This window comes from Saccharothrix variisporea (assembly GCF_003634995.1).
Taxonomy (GTDB): Bacteria; Actinomycetota; Actinomycetes; order Mycobacteriales; family Pseudonocardiaceae; genus Actinosynnema; species Actinosynnema variisporeum.
Genome location: NZ_RBXR01000001.1, coordinates 3,005,426 through 3,026,322 on the forward strand (window position 1 = coordinate 3,005,426; position 20,897 = coordinate 3,026,322).

A 20,897-nucleotide genomic window follows, 5' to 3' on the forward strand; every position below is an offset into this window, starting at 1 on the left:
CACCGGTCTCCTTCTCGGGCGGTCGGTGGTCGAGGCTCCGCCGCCGGCTGCTCCCGATACCGCCTGCGAACGTGGGGACGAGGCGGTGACCGCTGCGGCGGCGGGGCAGCTGGCGGTGTTGCTGGCGCGGCGGGTTGAGGGTGCGTCCACGACGCGGGAGGCGGTGCGCGAGTGGGGTGCGGCGTCCGAGGTCGAGGCGGAGTTCGGGCGGTGGGCCGAGCAGGAGAACCCGGTCTACCGGCACGGGTTGTTCGGTGCGACGGCGGTGCGGGTGCAGCGGCGTGACGGTGACCGTGTCGCGGTGTCGGTGGACGGGTTCTGGTTGCGGTCGGCTGATGCCGCCAACGGGGCGGGCGAGTTCGTCGGCGCGCTGTGGACCTATTGGGTGGTGTGGCGGGAGGGGCGGTGGGTTCCGTCGTCCCCGCCGGAAGCGGTGACCGTGCCCGGTGTGCACACCCACAAGGCGCTGCCGTTCATCCGGGCGCAGGCGGGGTTTTCGGAGGTGCCCTATGTCCGCTGCTGACCGTGTCACGGGTGTGCTGTCGTTGTGGCTGCTCATGACGCTGGCTTTGGCTTCTCCCGCGTACGCGCGGCCGGAGCGCCCGCAGGCGAGTGACGGGATCGAGATGGTCCGGATCGGCGACCGCGACTACCCGAGGTTGCGGGTGTCGGACGGGCGGTGGTGGTACCTGGCGCCGAGCTGCCCGTGGATCCCTTCGCAGGTGCCACCGGACTCGGTGTGCGGTGGTGAGCAGGTGATCCTGCGTGACGACACCGATCTGCGCTGCACGTTCGTCATGACCTACCGCGCGGAGGTCACACCTGCGCGGGCGATATGGCGGTTCTGCCTGTCCCGGCCACCGCTGTCCCCGGCCTACCTGTGGACCGAGGAGCAGAACACCAACCGCATCAACCAGCTGCGCAACGCCGTCGGCTCCTGCCCCGACGCCGCCACGGGGTGCCTCCCGATGCAGCGCTGGCCCCGCGCGGCGGACGGCAGCATCGACTGCGCGACGATCCCCCGCGACCAGCTCGGCGAATCGCTGGCCGCCGCGAGCGCGAACGGCACTGATGCCACCGTGATCGGCAAGGTGTGCGCGGTGCTCAACGCCTACATCACCGGCCGGTCCTTCCCCGCCGGGACGACGGCGGCGGATCTGAACCTGGCCGGGCGTGCGGTCGCCGACGGTGTCCCGATGGGCAGCTCGACCGCGCCCATCGACACGGTGACTGATTGGGGGCTGGTCGGGGACAGCCTGGACGCCCTGTGCGCGACGCAGGCACAGCTGCCCTCACTGACGCTGGTGTGCGGCGGCAAGAACGTGGTCGAGGCGGGCGCGAAGTTGTGGGGCGTCATGGACTGCGCGAGCGAGTTCGACAAATGCCTGGCCGAGGCCGCCGCCCGCGCCATGCTCACCGGCCTGGAACTCACGCTCGGGGCGCTGCGGCAGCCCACCAGCGTGAACTTCGACGAGCCGGGGCTGCGGTCGGTGCTGGGTGCGCTGGGCACGGTGAGCGCCTACCTGGTGTTGCTGTTCCTGCTGATCAACGCGGTGATCGCGGTGGTGCGCATGCGCACGCGGGAGCTGGCCGAGAGCGGGTTGGGGGTGGTGCGGTGGGCGTTCGGGCTCGGTGTCGGGCTCACCCTGGTGTCGCTGGCGGTCTTCGTCTCCGATCGGGTGGCGGACTGGTTCGCCGACGAGACCGCCGGGACCTCCCAGGCCGTGTACGTGCGGTTCTTCGCGTTGATGCACCAGTTGGTCCTGTCCGACCAGGTCAGCCAATCCCAGGGCTGGCTGCTGCTGATGCTGGTGTTCCTGCTGGGCGCGGTCGCGGCCGGGGTCGCGTACCTGCTGTTGGTGTTCCGCAAGGGCGCGATCGTGCTGGCGGTCGCGGTGCTGGTGCTGCAGCTGGCCGGTGGTGCCGGGCCTGGGGCGTTGCGCAAGTGGCCGCGCAAGGGGCTGTCGGTGCTGTGGGCGTGTGTGATCGCCAAGCCGGTGACGGTGATCGTGTTCCGGCTCGGCGAGTCTTGGATCGGCGCCGGTCGCGGGCTGGGTGACCTGCTGATCGGGGTCGGCACGCTCGGGGTGGCGGCGTTCGCGCCGTTCGTGGTGGTCAAGTGGTTCCCGCTCGACAGCGACGTCCTGGGCGCGAGCCGGGGGTCGATGGCGATGAGCAGCGCCACCGTGCTCGCGATGCTCGCCACCCGCACCTCCAGCTCGACCTCCCGCACCGGCCAGAGCACGCCCAAGGCGGACCGCCAAGCCACCACCGCGACGATGCTCCCGCCGCACCCCGCACCCCACGGTGTCGTCGCCTCCGGTCCGATGCCGCAGCGGCGCGGCGACGACGTTCCCGTACCTCCCGAGCCGCACCGCGCGGAGTCGACGCGTCGTGACGAGGACGGACGGCGATCAGGGTTGGCGAAGGCGGCGATCGCCGGCGTGGTGGTGGCGGTGGCCGGGCAGGTGGCGATGGACGGCGTGATCTCCGGCGGCGCCACCGACAGCCCTACCCCGACCAACTCCCCTATCTGCCCTACCCCAGCCACACCCCCACCCGGCACGGCGACCAGCACCAGCAGCAGCGCCGGCTCGGGCCGGCCGAGAACCAGGGACGGTGGTGACACCCATGACCGAGCTCCGGGTGCGGTTCTCCAAGAGGCGCAGTGACGGCGTCCTGTGGGGCAAAACCGCGGCGCAACTGTTGTGCCTGGTGGCCGCGTTGTTCATCGCGGTCGCCGGACTCAACACCAGCGGCCTGCTCAAGATGGTGCCGCTCGGTGTGGCGGGTGTGCTGGTGGCGGTGGCGCTGCTGCCGGTGTTCGGGCGCCCGCTGGTGGACTTCCTGCCCATCCTGCTCGCCCGCCTGCTCCTGCGAGCCACCGGCGAGCACGAGTACCGGGGCGGCCCATTCCGACTCCACTCGGACGAACCTGCCCTGGACGGTCCTCGCCTACCCGGCGACCTGTCCCGCCTGCGGTTCCTGACCTACCGGGTCGGCGAGGACCGCTCCCGCGACCTCGGCGTGGTCAAGGACCTGGCCGACGGCAGCGTGGTCGCGGTGCTGGAGGTCCGCGCGGACACCTTCGCCCTCCTCGACTCCGGCGAACAGGCCCAGCGCGTGGTCGGGTTCGGCGCGGTCCTCAACTCGCTGTGCCGCTCCGACAGCCCGCTGTCCCGCGTCCAGATCCTGCACCGGGTGATCCCCGAGTCCGGTGACCCGGTCCGCCGAGACTGGAACGTCCACGGCGTCCACGACACCAGCCTCGCCACGACCGCCTACGAGGAGCTGATCGCAGCACAGGGCCGCACCGCGCAACGCCACGAGTCCTTCGTCGTGCTGCGCCTCGACCCGCGCCGCGCCACCGCCCGCATCAAAGCCTCCGGCGGTGGGGACGAGGGTGCGGCGGCGGTGCTGTTCGCCGAGATCACCCGCGTCAACCGCGGCCTGCGCGCCGCCGGCCTCACCGTCCGCGGTTGGCTGCCACCCCGCGGCCTGGGCTACCTGATCCGCACGGCCTTCGACCCCGCCGCCACCGCCATGCTCGACCGGCGCGGCGGCGGCCAGGGCGACCAGCAAGGCGGCGACACCGGCTCCCCCTCCGGCGTCGACCCGACCGTGTGCCACCCGATGGCCACCGCCACCACCCGCACCACCTACGCCACCGACAGCGCCGTGCACCGCACCTGGTGGATCGCCGAATGGCCTCGCGCCGACACCGGCGTCCCGGTCGGCTTCCTGGAACCGCTGCTGCTGCGCCTGACCACCCGCCGCACCCTGTCCCTGGTCTTCGAACCCGTCCCCACCCGCAAAGCACAGACCCGCATCGACATCCAGGCCAGCGCCGACGACGCCCGCGACACCCTCAACCGCCGCATCGACCGCCGCCTCAAGCGATCGGACCGACGCGAAACCGAAGGCCTCGCCCGCCGCGAAGCCGAACTGGTCGAAGGCTTCGCCCACTTCCGGTTCCTCGGCTTCGTCACCGCCACCGCCGCCACCCGCGACGACCTGGAAATCCAGGCCGGCACGGTCGAAGCCGCTCTCAACGAATCCAGCGTCGAACCCCACGTCCTGCACTGGGAACAAGACCAAGGCTTCTGGGCCGCCGCCCTCCCCCTCGCGCGAGGCCTGCGATGACCACCGACCAAGCCTGGGTGCTGCCCGACCGCGTCCCCCGCCCCTGGCTCGGCCCCCACGGACGCCGCGCCGGACGCCTCGCCCACCGCATGCGCCTCCCCGCCCACATCGAGTCCACCGCCCAACTCCGCGGCCTCTACCCGTGGCTCGCCGGCGTCGGCCTACCCCCGATCGGCACCTACATCGGGCAGGAACGCTTCTCCGGCAGCCCGTTCTGCTTCGACCCCTGGCGCCTCTACACCGCAGGCCTGCTCCACGACGCAGGCATCTTCATCGCCGGTGTCATCGGCAGCGGCAAGAGCGCCCTCGCCAAAACCCTCTGCACCCGCGGCGTCGCGTTCGGGCGGCGCTTCGCCGTCCCGGGCGACATCCGCGGCGAATGGACCCCCGTCGCCCATGCCCTCGGCGGACGCGTCCTGACCCTCGGCCCCGGCATGACTCACCGCCTCAACGCCCTCGCCCTACCCCCGAAACCCGAACACCTCACCGAAACCCAGTGGTGGCCCATCGTCCGCTCCCACTGGGAAGAACTCCTCGCCGCCCTCGTCCGCACCCTCCTGCCCAACCAGCGCGCCCTCACGATGGACGAACGCACCGCCCTGGAAACCGCGCTCACCGCCGCCACCGGCTGGCACGACGTCGACGGCGACCTGACCCGCCTACGCCCCATCCACCTCGGCCTGCTGGTCGACCAACTCCTCGACCCCACCCCCACGATGGCCCAACACCACCACCTCGACCTCGACACCCTGCGCCACCGCACCCACGAGATCGGCCTCGCCCTGCGCGCCCTGACCCGCGGCAGCCTCGCCGGCCTGCTCGACGACCCCCGCCCCGACAACCAACTCGACTGGCGCGACACCGCCACCGTCGTCGACATCTCCCGGGTCACCACCAACGACACCGCCGTCGCCCTGGTCATGGCCACCACCCAAGCGGTCATCGAACTCGCCTTCGCCCACCAACCCGGCCACCGCTACACCGTCTACGACGAAGCCTGGCGCCTCAACCGCTACCCCGCCCTCATGGCCCGCACCAACGCCGGCCAGAAAGTCTCCCGCGCCACCGGCAACGCCACCCTCCTGCTCTGCCACCGCATCACCGACCTACTCGGCGGCACCCCCGAAACCCAGTACTACGGCCGCGCCCTCCTAGCCGACTGCGGCACCCGCATCCTCTACCGCCAACGCACCGACCAACTCGCCCTCACCGCCACCGAACTCCAACTCGACGACAACCAAGCCACCCTCCTCCCACTCCTCGAACAAGGCACCGCCCTCTGGAAAGTCAACGACCAGCCCTACCTCGTCGACCACATCGTCCTGCGCGACGGCCACGAATGGCCCCTCATCGACACCGACCACACCATGCGCGACACCACCAGGACCCCGTCATGACCCCACGACGCGACCCCCACAGCGACGACCAACTCCTCACCCTCGCCACCATCCTCACCCTCGGTCTGCTCGGCGCCGGGCTCCTCACCGGCCTGGTCCTCGGCGGCGCGCTCACCGCCCAGCTCGACGGTCACGGCTGGCGCTGGCGCCCCACCGGCTGGGCCCACGCCCTCGCCACCCTCCTCCACGACCCCACCCACCCCGGCCGCGCCTTCGGACACCCCGACACCGCCTCCACCCTCTGGTGGACCATCACCGGCGCGATCGAACTGCTCGTCCTCACCATCGTCACGACACTCGTCGCACTCGCGGCACGCCTGCTCCGCCACGACACCGCCCTGGCCACCCGCCGCCAGCTCCGACACACCCTCGGAGCCAAAGCCGCCCGCGCCCGCGCACACCGAGCCCGCCCCTCCCTCGCCACCACCGCCCACCGCGCACTCATGCACGAAGTCGCCGTCCACATGGGACGCTCAGTGCAGCACCGCATCGACCTCTACGGCCAACACGAAGACGCCGAACTGGTCATGGTCGGCACCCGCCAAGGCAAAACCAACCGCCGCATCATCCCCCGCGTCCTCGACGCCCCAGGCCCCGTCGTCACCACGTCCACGAAAGGCGACGTCCTGGCTGCCACCGTCGGCATCCGCCGGCAACACGGTCCCATCCACGTCTTCGATCCCGAAGACGTCACCGGCTGGCCAGAACCATTGCGCTGGAACCCCATCACCGGCTGCCACCACCCCGACGAAGCCATCCGCCGAGCCCGCGAACTCGTCGCCGCCCGCCCTCTCGACGGCACCGTCACCAACTCGGGCTTCTTCACCGACTCCGCCGCCCGCGTCCTCCGCTCCTGGCTCCACGCCGCCGCCCTCGGCCACAAAACCATGCGCGACATCCTCGACTGGGCCGCCCACTGGTCCGACGACGAACCCATCGCCCTACTCCAACGCTCCCCCACCAGCGCCCACTGGGCCCACACCCTCCAAGACCTCACCACCAACACCGCCGGCGAAATGCTCGGCGGCATCGCCCAAACCCTCAACCTCGTCCTAGACCCCCTCAACAACCCGAGACTTCTCGACGCCTGCTCCCCACCCCACGGCCACCACTTCGACGTCGAGAACTTCCTACGCTCCCAAGGAACCCTCTACATCATCAGCGAAGGCGGCGTCGGCTCAGCAGGCCCACTAGCCTCAGCCCTCGCCCTCCACGTCCACCACCAAGCCAAACGCCTCGCCACCCGCTACCCCGACGGACGCCTCGACCCACCCCTACGCTGCCCCTGGGACGAGGTAGGCAACATCGCCGCCCCCGACAACCTCGGCCAACTCGTCTCCGACTCCGGCGGACGCGGCATCCACCTCATCCTCGCAACCCAAGGCCTCGGCCAACTCCACCGACGCTGGGGCAAAGACCAAACCCGCGAAATCTGGAACTCCGTCACCACCCGCCTCATCCTCGGCGGCGTAGCCGAAGCCGACACCCTCGACGACCTCTCCCGCCTCGTCGGCGACACCCGACAACTCACCACCAGCCACAACACCGGCGACCACAGACACACCCGCTCCACCACCTACACCTGGGAGCGAGCCCTACGCATAGACCAACTCCGCACGCTCCCCGACGGCCAAGCCCTCCTCCTCTACCGCAACACCCCAGCCACCCTCGTCCACCTAGACGCCTGGTACGACCACCCCAACGCGGCCGAACTCCTCACCCTCAAACACCAAGCCGAACACCACATGGGCCGAACGGCAGCCTCATGACAACCCCCGACCCCACAGCCGAACTGGCCAAACTCCGCGCCGCCCACCAACAACTGGCGGACACCGTCGACCACCTACTCGACGCGATGGAATCCCTCACTCGCAACCACGACCGCACCGGCCCCAGCGACTGGGACTGGACCGACATGCCCCCAAGCCGCGCCACAGTCTTGCGGTCCCAACTCCACAACTTCGTAGAACTCCTCAACACCCGCGAAGAACTAGGCCCAACCCACCGCATCCCACCCTGCTGGCCCCACCACACCCGAACCGTAGAAGACCTCACCGCCCTACTCGCCGCCTGGCAAGACGCCTACCAAGCCACCCAGGGCCCCACCAGCGCCCCCATCCACTACCGCACCCACTACCTCTGGCCCACCCTCACCCGCCTCACCGAACCCAACACCCCACTCCGCCGCTGCATCGACAAAGGGCGCCACACGCCGTGGACCCAGCCCATTGACATCGCGCATCACGAAGACCCTCGACGCGCTTGAGCACTGGCGAACTCCTTCAAGCTGCGCTTACCCATCGCTGCAGCATGGATTCCTCCTCGGTATAGCCGGCCACCTTGACAAGGCTCGCCGGAACACGCGTTCCAGCGTTGACTCCGTGGTTGCCACCTTCCCCATTCGCTCCCAGGCGTTGCGATCCTCGCTGGAACGCGCGTTCCAGCGCTGCTGTCGTCCGCGCGGTAGATTTCCGCCTTCGGGGCGTAGTTGCGATCCTCGCTGCAACCCGCGTTCCAGCGCTGCCCGTGACCGCGCGACGACGCACATGGCGTGACGCGTTGCGATCCTGGCTGGAATGCGCGTTCCAGCGCTGCCGTAGCCTCGCGCGGGATCGCGTTGATCGCCTGGCGGTTGCGATCCTCGCTGGAACGCGCGTTCCAGCGCTGCTACCGACGTCAGCGACTCCGGAGCTTCCGGCACGAGGTTGCGATCCTCGCTGGAGCGCGCTTTCCAGCGCTGCCCGCGCCCGCGGGCCGCCCAGGCAAGGTCATCTATCTGTTGCGATCCTCGCTGGAACGCGCATTCCAGCGCTGCTCGGCCAGCGGCTCCCTGGTCTACGTGGGCGGCAAGTTGCAATCCGCGCTGGAACGCGCGTTCCAGCGCTGCTGCCGGCGGGTGGTGCTCGGTGCCCTCGGCCCGACTCGTTGCGATCCTCGCTGGAACGCGCGTTCCAGCGCTGCCGGGACATCGAGTTGGGCAAGTCCCGCATCCTGCTGTCGTTGCGATCCTCGCTGGAACGCGCGTTCCAGCGCTGCATGCGTACCCGGTCGCCGCCTGCGTTCTTGGCGAGGTTGCGATCCTCGCTGGAACGCGCGTTCCAGCGCTGCCTGGCGCTGGGCGCCTGGACCGCCGCGATCCAGGGGTTGCGATCCTCGCTGGAACGCGCGTTCCAGCGCTGCGCCGACCGGGAGGTCACGGCGGCGGTCGACTTCCTGTTGCGATCCTCGCTGGAACGCGCGTTCCAGCGCTGCACGTGGACGGCGGGGCGAACACGCGCTACCTGTTGTTGCGATCCTCGCTGGAACGCGCGTTCCAGCGCTGCGGCGCGTGACGTGCATAAATGCCCCGGAGGGAACTGAAGAGGCACCGCACGTCCCACGCTTCGAGACGACACGCCGACTTGTGGTTCGGAACCTACCGGCGTGTCGGACCACGCTACAGGTTCCGAACCACGCCTAGTTGTACTGCTCGGGGACGTTGGTTGTGTGACGAGTCGGTCTGACTCGGGTCTTGATGTGGGAAGACCTCCCGGGGTGGTGTGGAGCTGCTGAGGTTCCGCACGACCCGGGAGGTCTTCGTGTCCCACGCTAACGCAGCGTTGACCCCGCGTGCCCGTCTCCGATTGGCCCGGCTCGTGGTGGACCACGGGTGGCCGGTGGCACGGGCGGCGGAGCGGTTCTGTGTGTCCTGGCCGACCGCGAACCGGTGGGCGGTCCGCTACCGCCAGGCGGGCGAGGCCGGCATGACCGACCGGTCCAGCCGCCCGCACCACAGCACCGCGCCGGTGGTGCGCAGGATCGTGCACCTACGACTACGCCACCGGCTGGGACCGGTCGCACCGGCCCGCAGGTGAGCCTCGCCCCTTCCACCGCACACGCGGTGCTGGTGCGCTGCCGGCTCAACCGTCTGACCGCCCTGGACCGGCGCACGAGCGAGCCGATCCGCCGTTACGAACACCCCTCGCCCAGTGACCTGCTGCACGTCGACGTCAAAAACTCGGCGACATCCCCGACGGCGGCGGGTGGCGCTACGTCCGCCGCCGCCAGGGCAGACCCAACCGGGCCGCCACCCCGGGCAAGCCGCGCAACGCCCGCCACAACCCCCGACTCGGCCACGCGTTCGTCCACGTCGTACTCGACGACCACAGCAGGGTCGCCTACGCCGAGATCCACGACGACGAGACCGCCGCCACCGCCATCGGCGTGCTGCGCAACGCGGTGGCCTGGTTCGCCGCACGTGGCGTCACCACCCGCCGGTGCTGTCGGACAACGGCTCCTGCTACCGCGGCACAGCCTGGCGCAACGCCTGCGCCGAACTCGGCATCCGGGCCACACGCACCCGGCCCTACCGGCCCCAGACCAACGGCAAGCTCGAACGCTTCAACCGCACCCTCACCCAAGACTGGGCCTTCGCGCGCCACTACCCCAACGAACAAACACGCCGCCACGCCTTGCCAGCCTGGCTACACCACTACAACCATCACCGCATCCACACCGCCATCAGAGGCCACCCACCCATCACCAAATTGACCAACCTGTCCGGTCAGTACACCTAGTTCAGGCAACGTCGCCCCTGGCCCATGCCGCCGCATCCACAGGCACGTTGCCTGCTGCCCGGACTGACCGGCCCCTCGGGAAACACGGCCGCAGCGACCAGCGATGATTCGGACATGCCCGAGGACCGCCCCGCCCCTGCGCCGTTATCCCACCCCGCGCCCGGCGAACAGCCCGCCAGCCGTCCACTCGTGCCGCTACCGACGCCATCCACGTCACGCGCGCCGTTGGAGCCCATGCCGCGCAGGGTGATCGCGACCGTGGCGGCTCTGATCGCCACGGCCACGACCGGCCTGGTGGTGGTGTTGTGGTGGGCCGGCACCGCGGGCCTGTCAGGGGCGGAGCTGGTGACAGCGCGGTTCGACGCGCTGCGCACCGGGTTGAGCATCGGGGTCGGCGGGGGCGGGGTCTTCGCGCTGTACTTGGCATGGCGACGCCAGCACGCCACCGAGATCGGGCTGGTACAGAAAGAGCGCGACCAAGCCGACGTCGCCCGCGCCTACGAACTACAACGCGAGACCGCCGAGCACACCCGCCTGCACGCCGAACGCGTCGCGGCCACAACCGAACGCGACGCCGAAGCCCGCCGGATCACCGACCTGTACGCGAAGTCGGTAGAGCAACTCGGGTCGGACAAGGCCCCGATACGTCACGGCGGCCTGTATGCCCTGGAACGCCTCGCACAAGACCACCCCGACAACCCCGCCCTACGCCAAACCGTGGTCAACGTGCTGTGCGCCTATCTTCGCGCCCCCTTCGACCTCCCCGGTGACCCGCCCGACGCCGACGCAGACCGCGGCGCCCGCGACGAGCACCGCGAACGAGTCCAGGAACGCGAGGTCCGGCTAACCGCCCAACGCATCCTCACCGCCCACCTGGACTATGGCAACGATGCCGAGCACCCTGTGACGACCTTCTGGGAAGACATCGACCTGGACCTCACCGCCGCAGTCCTCATCGACTGGAGTTTGAGCGGCTGCACGCTGCGCAACGCGACGTTCAATCGAACTACCTTCATCGGAGACGCTTTTTTCATCGGAGTAATGGCTACCGGAGAAGCCTGGTTCAGCGAAGCGACGTTCACCAAATTCGCCTACTTCGACGAAGTGGGATTCTTGGACGGCATCCAGCTCGACGGAGCGACAATCCGCTACCCTCTGCCTAAAATGTTGTTCGACCCCTCATGGCCCATCGGATGGATACCCTCATCCGACCACGCAGCCATCGAAGGCCGCGACGGCACCTGGCACCACTTTCTAAAGATCTGACCCGACCACTACGACGACCCGGCCTCCGAAACCGTTGGCGACTGATCCCCAGTCTGCTCCCGATGACAGCATGCGCCTTCGGAGGGCGATTCACGGGCTAGTCCTATTAAAGCCAACCCGCGTTGCTACTCTACAGCGGGGGCCTTCCTCCTGTGTAAGTCAGGCCAGGGGTTCGACGGTCGCGCCTTCGTGTGGCTGCTCGGCTTCCTTATCGGTCTTGATGTCGTAGACGACCGACATGCGGTCGGTCAGTTGTGAGATGTCCTCGCTGGTGATGCTGATCGTGGACTTGCGGTCGCGGAGGTAGAGGACGAGTTGGCGCAGTGGGTACAGCAGTCGCTCTACGTACGACCCGAAATAACGGTCGGCGGCGGCGGTGAGCGCGTCGCGCCGCTGGGTGAATTCGTCGTGGGGTAGTCGGCGGACGACCTCGATCGCTACGTCCAGGTCGCCCAGCCGGTCTTGGCTCTCGTCGAGGTAGCTGCCGAAGACGGTGACGTGGGTGATGCTGTAGGGCTTGGTGCGGTCGGCGTTGTAGGCGCGGACCCGGTCGAGCAGGCCTTCCAGGTTCCGTGTGGCCGTCGCTCTGGTGATCGGCTTGGAGAAGCTCGCTGCGGCCAGGGCGTTGCCACGCACGGTGGTGAACCACCAGTTGTCGCCGTCCGCGTCGCGGTCGGTGATCTCCAGGTAGCCCGCCTCGACGAACCGGCTCAGCACCTCCTCCGCGATCGCATCGTCGACATCGAGCACCTCCGCAGCGACCATGACCGGCTTGGGCGAGGTCCGGAACGCCTTCATCAGTTCCCTCGCCTGGACAGCAGGCAACCCTTCAACGGCCTGGGCCTTCGACAGTCGCATCGTCCACGTGTAGCACGGGCCATCACCGCACGGCTCGACTTCGGGCGCGACTTCACGCGCCGTAGGAGCGGATCGCCCGTCGCCGCAGCGATCCGCCCCTGTCTCAGTCGTGCAACACGGCCTGGCTATACCTGTTCGCCGATACCCATGCGGAGTTGGGTTTCCTGGGCTCGTTCAGCGGCGGCGCTGGCTCCGTAGTGGCGGGGCATGTCTTCGGAGGCCCAGCCGAGTAGGAGCATGAGGTCGCCGGTGTCGCCGCCGGCTCGTTTCCATTCGTGGGCGAAGTTGTGGCGCCAGCGGTGGGCGTGGACGCCGGACAGACCGGCGGACAGGCCACGGCGTTTGAGCATGATTTTGATGCCGTTCGGGGCCAGAGGGCGGTGGCCGCGTTCCGCGAGCCACAGGTTGGAGAGGTCGGCGGCCTTGTGTTTGGTGCGGGCGCGGAGGTAGCGGGAGAGGGCTCGGGCGGTTTTCGGGCCGAAGCGGACGCGGCGGTCTTTGTCGCCCTTGCCGTGGTAGCGGACGGATTCGGTGTCCATGTCGAGGTCGGCCAGGGTAAGGTTGCCGACTTCGGACAGGCGGGCGCCGGTGTTGTAGTAGAGGCGGATCAGGGCCTCGTCGCGCAGGGCGACGAAGTCCTTGCCTTTGCAGGTGTCGAGGACCTTCTTGGTGTCGTCGTCGCGGATGACCGGGATGAGCTTCTTGCGGGTCTTCGGCTGCTTCACCCGTTCCATCGGCGAGCGGTCGATGTCCTCCTCGTCCTCGGCCAGCCACTTGAAGAACTGCTGAAGGCCCTTGTGCTTGTTCAGGGCGGTGGCGCCGGAGCGGGTTTCGATCATCCACGCCTGGAAGTGCTCGATGTGAGCCTTGGTGACCTCGCAGGGGTCGTCCGCTGCGGCGTCGGCGTCCGGGTCCGGGGAGTGCTCGTCGAGGTAGCGGCCGAGTTGGGCAGCGGCCAGGAGGTAGTTGTAGCGGGTGGTCTCCGGGTGGCCTGCCGAGCGCAGGGTCCGGTCCCAGTCGCGGAGGTAGCCGGTCCAGGTCTTGGACAGGCCGGTGGTGATCTTGGTCAGGTCGAGAAGGGGCATGGCGGGAACTCTCCGAGTCAAGGTGTCGCTGAGCGTCGTGCTTGACCCGTCCGAACGTCCCGAGATCAAAAAGAGAGGGCCTCCGCAGTGTCTGACCTGCGAAGACCCTCTCGACCGTCGGGACGACAGGATTTGAACCTGCGACCCCTTGACCCCCAGGGTCGTTTTGATCATGCCCTGACCTGCGGAAACGGGCTCAGCGGCACCTAAAACAGCTCTGTTGAGCGCAGTATGGCGCAGGCGGAACCTGTTGCGGCACAACGGATTCTCCTCCTCACACCCCTCCTTGTCGACTCCCTTGACAACGAATCAAGTGGCCGACCACCGACGGCTACGTGAAGCGGGTGGCCGGCTCAGAGGTATGCCTGCTCGGCAACGGCGCCGAGATCGCGGGGCTCGAAGTGCTGTGCCCACAGTCCGGCCCTGACACTGGTCGTGGAGCCTCTCAGCGCTCCGTCCATGCGCCATCACAGCGCACAGTCCGCCGGCTTTGTCAGCGATGCCACTACAGGGGTCGAACGTGCGCGTCAGGTGTTGTCGCGCGGGGGTCGAGTGGGAAGTTCGCCGGTGCGGGCAAGGTGAGCGGCGACCTCGTGCAGCTTGGTGTTGGTGTTCTGGCTGGCGCGGGTGAGTTCCGCGAACGCCTCGTCGGCGGTGATCTTGTGGCGTTCCATCAGGATGCCCTTGGCCTGGCCGATCAGGTCGCGGCCGGCCATGCCCAGGTACAGCTGCTCCTCGCGTCGCGAACTGGCCAGGGCGACCGCGGCGTGGGTGGCGAACAGGAGCCCGACGTCCTCCGAGTCCTGGCCGAACGCCTCGGGCTGTGAGGAGTAGAGGGTGAGCGCGCCCACGTCATCGGCCCCGACGAACAGTTGGAAGCACAGCATGCTCAGCACGCCGTACCCGTGCACGCGCTGGGCGAAGGCGGGCCACCGAGTCTCGGTGCGCAGGTCGGGCACGGTCACGGTCAGGTTTTGCAGCAGCGAGTCCAGGCACGGGCCCTGTCCAGTGTCGTACTGCGCCTGGTCCACCCGGTCGACGAGCTCCGAAGTGCGCGCGACCGTGTGCACCCGGCGCTTGCCGACGACCATCGTCACACCGGCGTGCCAGGCACCGGGGATCACCTCCACCGCGGTGCGCACCACCTCGTCCAAGGTGTCCCGGGCGCTGTCCTGGTCCTGCAACGACCGGGCGATCCTGCCCAGCCGCACGGCCACCTCGTTCCACCTGCCACCACCCCGCACGGGCAGCGCCCCTCGCGTCGTGCGCTCCCGCCGATCCACATCACGGCCGGTCATCAACCCTCCCGCCACCTCCGCCCGACCCACACCGGCACCCGGCCCGTCACCCCGACCCGCATGCCGATCGAATCACCGGATTGCCACGCTCAAGATCGTTTACACCCGTGCGGGTCCGAGGTGGTCGAGCACCGCCCTTTGGCGATAGGCGTCCATGCGGCCACCACGCTGGCAGGCCTCGGAAGGCTCGGTTTCGCCCCGAACACGTTGCGGGCGCAGTCTGCGTCGAATGCCCCGTCCCCCGTTCGGGCAGTACGTCGAGGTGCCTTGTGCCTGTTCCGGTCGCACCCGCCGGGTCGGCGTCAGCGGTGTGGGCAGCCGGACCCTGATCATGGTGGCGGCGAGGTCCTCCAGGGCGGCTTTGGTCCAGTGGCTGACCATCGCCCGGATGGTGGTTCGAGCCCAACAAGCTGTTCGTGTCGGGCAGCCTGGTGATCCGCGTGGTGATCGGTTGTCGCAACTTAGGGTGACGGTGGCCGACCGCCTGACCTGGCGAGATGGCCTCCCACGGGGCGACCCGTAGTGACGACCGGCCGCAGCACGCGTTTGGCGGTCGAAAGGGCGGGTACTCCAGGGTCCACGCGTCAAACAGGCGGCGCTTCCAGCACCATCGCGGAAGCGGTGACCATGCACCTCGATCTCGACGACGCATCCGCTCGTGCGCTGCACGACTACGTCCGACAAGTGTCGACGGCCCTCGGATTGAGCGACGAGCAGTTCTGTGTCGACCACAACCCTCCGGCCACCGCCTACCTCGCACTGGACGCGCGCCTGCCCCACTGGCCCGATCGCGAGGTCGCGCTGCTGTGGGACCAGCACTACGGCTGGTCGCTGGCCGCGGAGACACACAGCGGGGAGGACCTGCTCGTCCACGCCCACTACGACGCCGCCCTGGCACCACCGGCCGCCGAGGTCGCCGCCTGGACCGCCGCGGTGCTCGCCGGACCGGACCGCGTGCCGCGGGCCAGGGTGGGGGACGTGCGGCGGTTGTCGCAGGCGGGCGCGTCGTCATGACAGCGCCGATGACGAACCCCGCCAGGAGGGACCGCATGACCGAGCACACCGGCCTCGCCGTCGGCACCGAGGTGCACGGCGGCATCCCGCTGGTCCGCGTGTCCGGGCCGCTCGACGCCGGTACCCGAGACCTGGTCGCGGTCGAGTTGGACGCCGTGTTCGAGACTGGTCCCGAGTCGGTCGTGCTGGATCTGTGCGCAGTGGACTTCCTGGGCTCCGCGGGAATCGCCCTGCTCATCAACGCCCGGCACCGCGCCGCCCGGCTGGGCATCCCCTTCGCCGTCGTCGCCGACCGGCACGCCGTGCTGCGGCCGTTGCGGGTCAGCCAGGTCGACAGTGCGCTGCCCCTGCACCCGACCGTGGCCGACGCGCTGGCGTCCGTGCGCCTGTCGTCCACATGAGCCGGCTCGGGAACGGTTCCGCCACGCGGGCGCGGGTATCCGAGGAGTACGTCGAACAGTCGGCGACAGGCAGGCCGCGTCGGGCGTTCCGGCCGATGCGCGCATCGAAACCCACTGGACTCCGCCATGTCCATTTCGCCTTGCCCCGAGCGCGGTGCGCTCGTCACCTACCTCAACCCGGACGTGCTCGACCCGACCGTGTTCCTGCGCGGTGTCGTCATGGGACCCCACGTCGAGGACCCGCACACCGCGCACCGGTGGCTGCCGGTCCTCCTGCCCGACCGCACGATCGCCGTGCTCGACACCAGGAACATCATCGCGGTGCACGCATCCGACAACCCCTGACCCACACCGACCCACCACCGACGGCCCCCGGCCGCACGCCGACCCAGGGCCGCTGCGTGTGATGACGAACCGACTGCCCACCAACGCCGGAACAGCGAATGGCCGAGCGCTGGCCGCGTGTCCCAGCAACCCCGATCGTGGGGGTTCCCTGGGGCAGCGGTAGCCGGCACGCGCAGCCGCGAGCACGGGGCGTCACACTCTTCAACCAGCGCTCGATCTCACCCGATCGGGGGACGTTCGCGGAACGCCTCGTCCGGCCGGGTTGCCGGTGGCCTAGTCCTCGTCGGGGGTCTCGCGCTGCGTCGGTGCGAGGAACTTCTCCGTGGTCGGGTCGGTCTTGACGTCGCGCTGGTCGCGGCGCAGCACCGAGTAGTGGGACTCCTCGCGCATCCGCTCCACCATGTGCGGGTAGTGCAGTTCGAACGCCGGCCGCTCGGAGCGGATGCGCGGCAGTTCGGTGAAGTTGTGCCGGGGCGGCGGGCAGGAGGTCGCCCATTCGAGTGAGTTTCCGAAGCCCCACGGGTCGTCGTGCTCGGCCGGGTCGCCGAAGCGGTAGCTGCGGAAGACGTTGTAGAGGAACGGCAGCGTGGACGCGCCCAGCACGAACGACCCGATGGTGGAGACGGTGTTGAGGCCGGTGAACTGGTCGCTGGGCAGGTAGTCGGCGTACCGGCGGGGCATGCCCTGGTTGCCCAGCCAGTGGTGGACCAGGAAGGTCAGGTGGAAGCCGAGGAACGTCGTCCAGAAGTGCACCTTGCCCAGCCGCTCGTCCAGCATCCGACCGGTCCACTTCGGGAACCAGAAGTAGATGCCCGCGTAGGTGGCGAACACGATCGTCCCGAACAGCACGTAATGGAAGTGCGCCACCACGAAGTACGTGTCGGTGACGTGGAAGTCGATCGGCGGCGAGGCCAGCAGGATGCCGGACAGGCCGCCGAACAGGAACGTCACCAGGAAGCCGACGCTGAACAGCATCGGCGACTCGAACGTCAACTGCCCCTTCCACATCGTCCCGATCCAGTTGAAGAACTTGATCCCGGTCGGGATGGCGATGATGAACGTGGTGAGCGAGAAGAACAGCATCAGCACCGCGCCCGTGGCGTACATGTGGTGCGCCCACACGATCACCGAGTACAGGGCGATGGCGATCGTGGCGTAGACCAGTCCCTTGTAGCCGAACAGCGGTTTGCGGCTGAACACCGGGAAGATCTCGCTGACGATCCCGAAGAACGGCAGCGCCACGATGTAGACCTCGGGGTGGCCGAAGAACCAGAACAGGTGCTGCCACAGGATCGCCCCGCCGTTGGCCGGGTCGAACACGTGCGCCCCCAGGTGCCGGTCGGCCAGCAGGCCGAGCAGCGCGGCGGTGAGGATCGGGAACGCGATGAGCACGAGGATGGCGGTGATGAAGATGTTCCAGGTGAAGATCGGCATCCGGAACATGGTCATGCCCGGCGCGCGCAGGCAGATCACGGTGGTGATCATGTTCACCGCGCCCAGGATCGTGCCCAGACCACCCACGACCAGGCCCGCGATCCACAGGTCCGCGCCGACGCCGGGAGTGTGGATCGCGCTGCTGAGCGGGGTGTAGGCGGTCCAGCCGAAGTCCGGCGCGCCCGCCGGGGTGAGGAACGCGCTGACCGCGATCAGGCCGCCGAACAGGTACAGCCAGTACGACAGGGCGTTGAGCCGCGGGAACGCCACGTCCGGCGAACCGATCTGCAACGGCAGGATGAAGTTGGCGAAACCGAACACGATCGGCGTCGCGTAGAGCAACAACATCACCGTGCCGTGCATGGTGAACAGCTGGTTGTACTGCTCGTTGGACAGGAACTGCAGCCCCGGCCGGGCCAGCTCGCCGCGCATCAGCAACGCCATCACCCCGCCGACCAGGAAGAACCCGAACGAGGTGGTGAGGTAGAGCAACCCGATCAGCTTGTGGTCGGTGGTGGCGAACAGGCGCAGCAGGGCCGCGCCCTTGCGCCGGGGGCGCGCCGCGCCGTCCGGGACGATCGACGTGGGCTTCAAGGTCGTCATGGGCGTCCTTCAGCGAGGGCTCGGGCCGCGCGGCACGTCGGAGGGCTTCGCGGGCGGATACCCGGGTTCGGCGCGGCCAACCTCCCCGATCCCGGACCACCCGCCCCGGATGTGGCGGTCGGCCGTGACATGGAGCGTGGCGCGGTGGGTATCCGGCGGGCATGTTGATGCGCTCGTTGGGTCAGGGTGTGCTTGCCGGGGCGGTCGGGGTGGTGGTGATGACGGTCGCGGAGAAGGTCGAGCAGCGGGTGACCGGCAGGCCCGACTCGCACGTGCCGGCCAGGGTGCTGGAGCGGTTGGCCGGCCTGCCGGAGCGGCGGTCGCGGGCGCACAACCTCGTCATGCACTTCGGGCAGGGGGCGTTGCTGGGTGTCGTGCGGGCGTTGATGGCCAACGCGGGCCTGCGCGGTCCGGTCGCCTCGGGGATGTTCGCGGTGGTGCGGTTGACCAACGACCAGGTCCTGGAGAACGCCACCGGCGTCGGTGCGCCGCCGCAGACCTGGCCGCGCCCGGAACTGGCCGTGGACCTGCTGCACAAGGCCGTGTACGCCTTCGCGACCGGCGCGGTGGCCGACCGGCTGGCCGCGCGCGGCGGCCCCGGTCCCGGTCAGCGGCACGCCGCGCGGCTCCCGGGTCGCCACTCCGACGTCGGGCCGCTCGGCCGATGAGAACCCCGAAGAAGGGCCTGGGCATGAGGACAACGTCAACGGCGGCGGTGCTGACCGGCGTCGGCGCGGCGGCAGCGGCCGTGGTCGGCCGACTGGTCGTCGCACGGCGCAAGGCGGACAGTCGCGACGAGCACTGGCTCGCCGTGACCGTGCACTGCTCGCCGGACCGGCTGCACGACCTGCCCGAACCGCTGGCTGAGTTGCGCCAGGACGTGGAGCTGCGCATCCGGCCCGCCACAGGCGACAAGGGCACGGAGCTGCCCGTGGTGATCGACCGGCTCGACTACCGGCTGGAGCAGGCCGAGCGGGTGTACGGCGTGGAGACGCTGAACTACGCGCGCACCGACATCGGCGCGGCGCTGCGGGAGATGACCGGCGGCCGAGGCCCGGACGTGTGCATCGAGGCGGTGGGCTGCGAAGCGCACAGCTTCGGCCCGCAGCACGTCTACGACCAGGTGAAGAGCAAGCTGAAGCTGGAAACGGACCGCCCGATCGCGGTGCGCGACGCGATCCACGCCTGCCGCAAGGGCGGCACGGTGTTCGTGCTCGGCGTGTTCAGCGGCTTGGTGGACAAGTTCCCGCTGGGCGCGGTGATGAACAAGGGCCTGACGCTGCGCGCCGCCCAGCAACACGGGCAACGCTAGATCCCGATGCTGCTGGACCACATCGCCGCCGGACGCATCACCACCAACCACCTGGCGACCCACGTCATGCCGCTGGACGACGCGCCGCACGGTTACGAGCTGTTCAAGACCAAATAGGACGGTTGCACACGCTCGGTCTTCCGCCCCTGACCGTTCAGCGGCCCGCCGCCCGCAGTTCGAGCACGTGGCCGCGATCGAGGTAGGTGACCGCCGCGCCCGGTCGGCGGCGCCGCACCTCGTCCCGGAAGTCGGACAGCGGCGACTTCATCACGCCGTAGTCGTCGAAGTGCACGGGGACGGCGAGCCGGGGGCGCACCATCTCCAGCAGGTCCACACCCTGCCGACCGTCCATCGTGAGCAGCACGCCGAGCACCTTCGTGCCGCCCAGGTGCACCACCGCCACGTCGATGGCCGGGCAGCGGTCACGGATCTGGCGCAGGTCGTCGTGCACCAACGTGTCACCGCTGAGGTAGATCCGGAAACCGGGCGCGCCGGGGGCCGGCCGGTAGTCCAGCAGCGTGCCCATGACCGGCGGAAGCACCTTGCCGAGCACCCCGAACGCGTGACGCCCGGGCAACGACGTGACCGTCAGTGAGGCACCTCCCTTGTCCAGGGTCACCTCCGCCCACGTCCGCAACGACACCGACTCCCGGAACCCCCGCCGCCCCAGCCGACGCGCCGCGTGCGGGGTGGTCAGGACCGGCAGGCCGCGGTCCAGCCCTCGGGCGGCCACTCGATCGAAGTGGTCGCCGTGCAGGTGGGACAACACCACGGCGTCCAACGGCGGGAGCTCCGCGATCCCGATCGCGGGGTCCTTCAACCGCCGCGACACCACACCCTGCCCGATGTGCGTCCACTGGCCGCGCCGCAGGAAGTTCGGGTCGGTCAGCACGGTGAACGGGCCAAGCCGCAACACCGTCGTGGCGTTGCCCACGAAGTACAGCGACCCTGTGTCGGACGGGTTCCGGTCGTGTCGCGGATCGGTCATGGTGCGGCCTCCATCGGTTGCCGTGCACCAGCGGGTACCCCCGAGAACCGACCACCAACGCCAGTCAGCCGTCGCCTCCGACGCTCCCCTGATGAACCGCTCCGCAACCTCGCGAATCTCGCCGTTGTCCTCCTGGAACTTCGACACCAGCACCTCGAACGCCTTCTCGGCAGGAATCCGCCGCAAGCACCCTCAGC

The 20,897-nt window shown here is 69.3% G+C and carries 16 protein-coding genes, 1 pseudogene and 1 CRISPR repeat array; of the genes and pseudogenes, 12 read left to right on the forward strand and 5 right to left on the reverse strand.

Translation table 11 applies throughout. From position 1 onward, the window contains the following. Positions 1 to 85 precede the first annotated feature (85 nt). The 7 genes and pseudogenes from DFJ66_RS13020 to DFJ66_RS13055 all read left to right on the forward strand — a co-directional run bounded on the left by DFJ66_RS13020 (position 86) and on the right by DFJ66_RS13055 (position 11,362). Positions 86 to 523: a hypothetical protein gene (locus tag DFJ66_RS13020; protein WP_121221149.1), complete on the forward strand. Its 438-nt coding sequence runs from the start codon at positions 86 to 88 to the stop codon at positions 521 to 523. Further along, positions 510 to 2,672, forward strand: coding sequence for a hypothetical protein (locus DFJ66_RS13025; protein ID WP_147459245.1), 2,163 nt, complete (start codon positions 510 to 512; stop codon positions 2,670 to 2,672). The genes DFJ66_RS13020 and DFJ66_RS13025 overlap by 14 nt, the downstream gene beginning before the upstream one ends. Beyond that, the gene (locus DFJ66_RS42685; RefSeq protein WP_170199353.1) at positions 2,632 to 4,143 is read left to right on the forward strand and encodes an SCO6880 family protein; all 1,512 of its coding nucleotides are present in this window, start codon (positions 2,632 to 2,634) and stop codon (positions 4,141 to 4,143) included. The genes DFJ66_RS13025 and DFJ66_RS42685 overlap by 41 nt, the downstream gene beginning before the upstream one ends. Continuing rightward, positions 4,140 to 5,540 carry a hypothetical protein gene (locus tag DFJ66_RS13035; RefSeq protein ID WP_121221153.1) on the forward strand — a complete coding sequence of 467 codons (1,401 nt, stop codon included), beginning with the start codon at positions 4,140 to 4,142 and terminating at the stop codon, positions 5,538 to 5,540. The genes DFJ66_RS42685 and DFJ66_RS13035 overlap by 4 nt, the downstream gene beginning before the upstream one ends. Continuing rightward, positions 5,537 to 7,309, forward strand: a complete 1,773-nt coding sequence (locus tag DFJ66_RS13040) for a type IV secretory system conjugative DNA transfer family protein (RefSeq protein WP_170199355.1) — start codon at positions 5,537 to 5,539, stop codon at positions 7,307 to 7,309. Before DFJ66_RS13035 ends, DFJ66_RS13040 begins: the two co-directional genes overlap by 4 nt. Positions 7,310 to 7,953: 644 nt before the next feature. Further along, positions 7,954 to 8,863: a CRISPR direct-repeat array (repeat unit 37 nt; unit sequence GTTGCGATCCTCGCTGGAACGCGCGTTCCAGCGCTGC). A 255-nt stretch (positions 8,864 to 9,118) separates the two neighbouring features. Further along, positions 9,119 to 10,096: pseudogene (locus tag DFJ66_RS45295) on the forward strand (IS481 family transposase). A 246-nt stretch (positions 10,097 to 10,342) separates the two neighbouring features. Beyond that, complete coding sequence (locus tag DFJ66_RS13055) at positions 10,343 to 11,362, forward strand: pentapeptide repeat-containing protein (RefSeq protein WP_147459246.1); 1,020 nt, start codon at positions 10,343 to 10,345, stop codon at positions 11,360 to 11,362. Positions 11,363 to 11,521: 159 nt separating this feature from the next. On the opposite strand, the gene DFJ66_RS13060 is transcribed toward DFJ66_RS13055, so the two are convergent. From DFJ66_RS13060 to DFJ66_RS13070, 3 genes are all read right to left on the reverse strand, one after another. Continuing rightward, entirely contained in the window at positions 11,522 to 12,220 is a 699-nt protein-coding gene (locus DFJ66_RS13060) for a hypothetical protein (RefSeq protein WP_147459247.1), read from the reverse strand. A 125-nt stretch (positions 12,221 to 12,345) separates the two neighbouring features. After that, entirely contained in the window at positions 12,346 to 13,305 is a 960-nt protein-coding gene (locus tag DFJ66_RS13065) for a tyrosine-type recombinase/integrase (RefSeq protein WP_121221164.1), read from the reverse strand. A 527-nt stretch (positions 13,306 to 13,832) separates the two neighbouring features. After that, entirely contained in the window at positions 13,833 to 14,603 is a 771-nt protein-coding gene (locus DFJ66_RS13070) for a GAF and ANTAR domain-containing protein (RefSeq protein ID WP_121221166.1), read from the reverse strand. A 627-nt stretch (positions 14,604 to 15,230) separates the two neighbouring features. Between DFJ66_RS13070 and DFJ66_RS13075 the strand changes: the two genes are divergently transcribed. From DFJ66_RS13075 to DFJ66_RS13085, 3 genes are all read left to right on the forward strand, one after another. Then, positions 15,231 to 15,617 (forward strand): DUF6292 family protein, encoded by a 387-nt coding sequence (locus DFJ66_RS13075; protein ID WP_246030197.1) that lies wholly within the window; start codon positions 15,231 to 15,233, stop codon positions 15,615 to 15,617. 35 nt (positions 15,618 to 15,652) lie between these two features. Further along, the gene (locus DFJ66_RS13080) at positions 15,653 to 16,018 is read left to right on the forward strand and encodes an STAS domain-containing protein (protein ID WP_170199357.1); all 366 of its coding nucleotides are present in this window, start codon (positions 15,653 to 15,655) and stop codon (positions 16,016 to 16,018) included. Positions 16,019 to 16,144: 126 nt separating this feature from the next. Then, on the forward strand, positions 16,145 to 16,363 hold the full coding sequence (locus DFJ66_RS13085) for a hypothetical protein (RefSeq protein ID WP_121221173.1): 219 nt from the start codon (positions 16,145 to 16,147) through the stop codon (positions 16,361 to 16,363). Between the two features lie 273 nt (positions 16,364 to 16,636). Here DFJ66_RS13085 and ctaD read toward each other — a convergent pair whose 3' ends face one another. Further along, positions 16,637 to 18,400 (reverse strand): aa3-type cytochrome oxidase subunit I, encoded by a 1,764-nt coding sequence (gene ctaD, locus DFJ66_RS13090; protein WP_121221175.1) that lies wholly within the window; start codon positions 18,398 to 18,400, stop codon positions 16,637 to 16,639. Between the two features lie 161 nt (positions 18,401 to 18,561). Between ctaD and DFJ66_RS13095 the strand changes: the two genes are divergently transcribed. Beyond that, on the forward strand, positions 18,562 to 19,068 hold the full coding sequence (locus DFJ66_RS13095) for a hypothetical protein (protein ID WP_121221177.1): 507 nt from the start codon (positions 18,562 to 18,564) through the stop codon (positions 19,066 to 19,068). Between the two features lie 23 nt (positions 19,069 to 19,091). Then, on the forward strand, positions 19,092 to 19,712 hold the full coding sequence (locus DFJ66_RS43450; RefSeq protein ID WP_211351118.1) for an MDR/zinc-dependent alcohol dehydrogenase-like family protein: 621 nt from the start codon (positions 19,092 to 19,094) through the stop codon (positions 19,710 to 19,712). 154 nt (positions 19,713 to 19,866) lie between these two features. Here DFJ66_RS43450 and DFJ66_RS13105 read toward each other — a convergent pair whose 3' ends face one another. Then, complete coding sequence (locus DFJ66_RS13105; protein ID WP_121221179.1) at positions 19,867 to 20,700, reverse strand: MBL fold metallo-hydrolase; 834 nt, start codon at positions 20,698 to 20,700, stop codon at positions 19,867 to 19,869. Positions 20,701 to 20,897 lie beyond the last annotated feature (197 nt).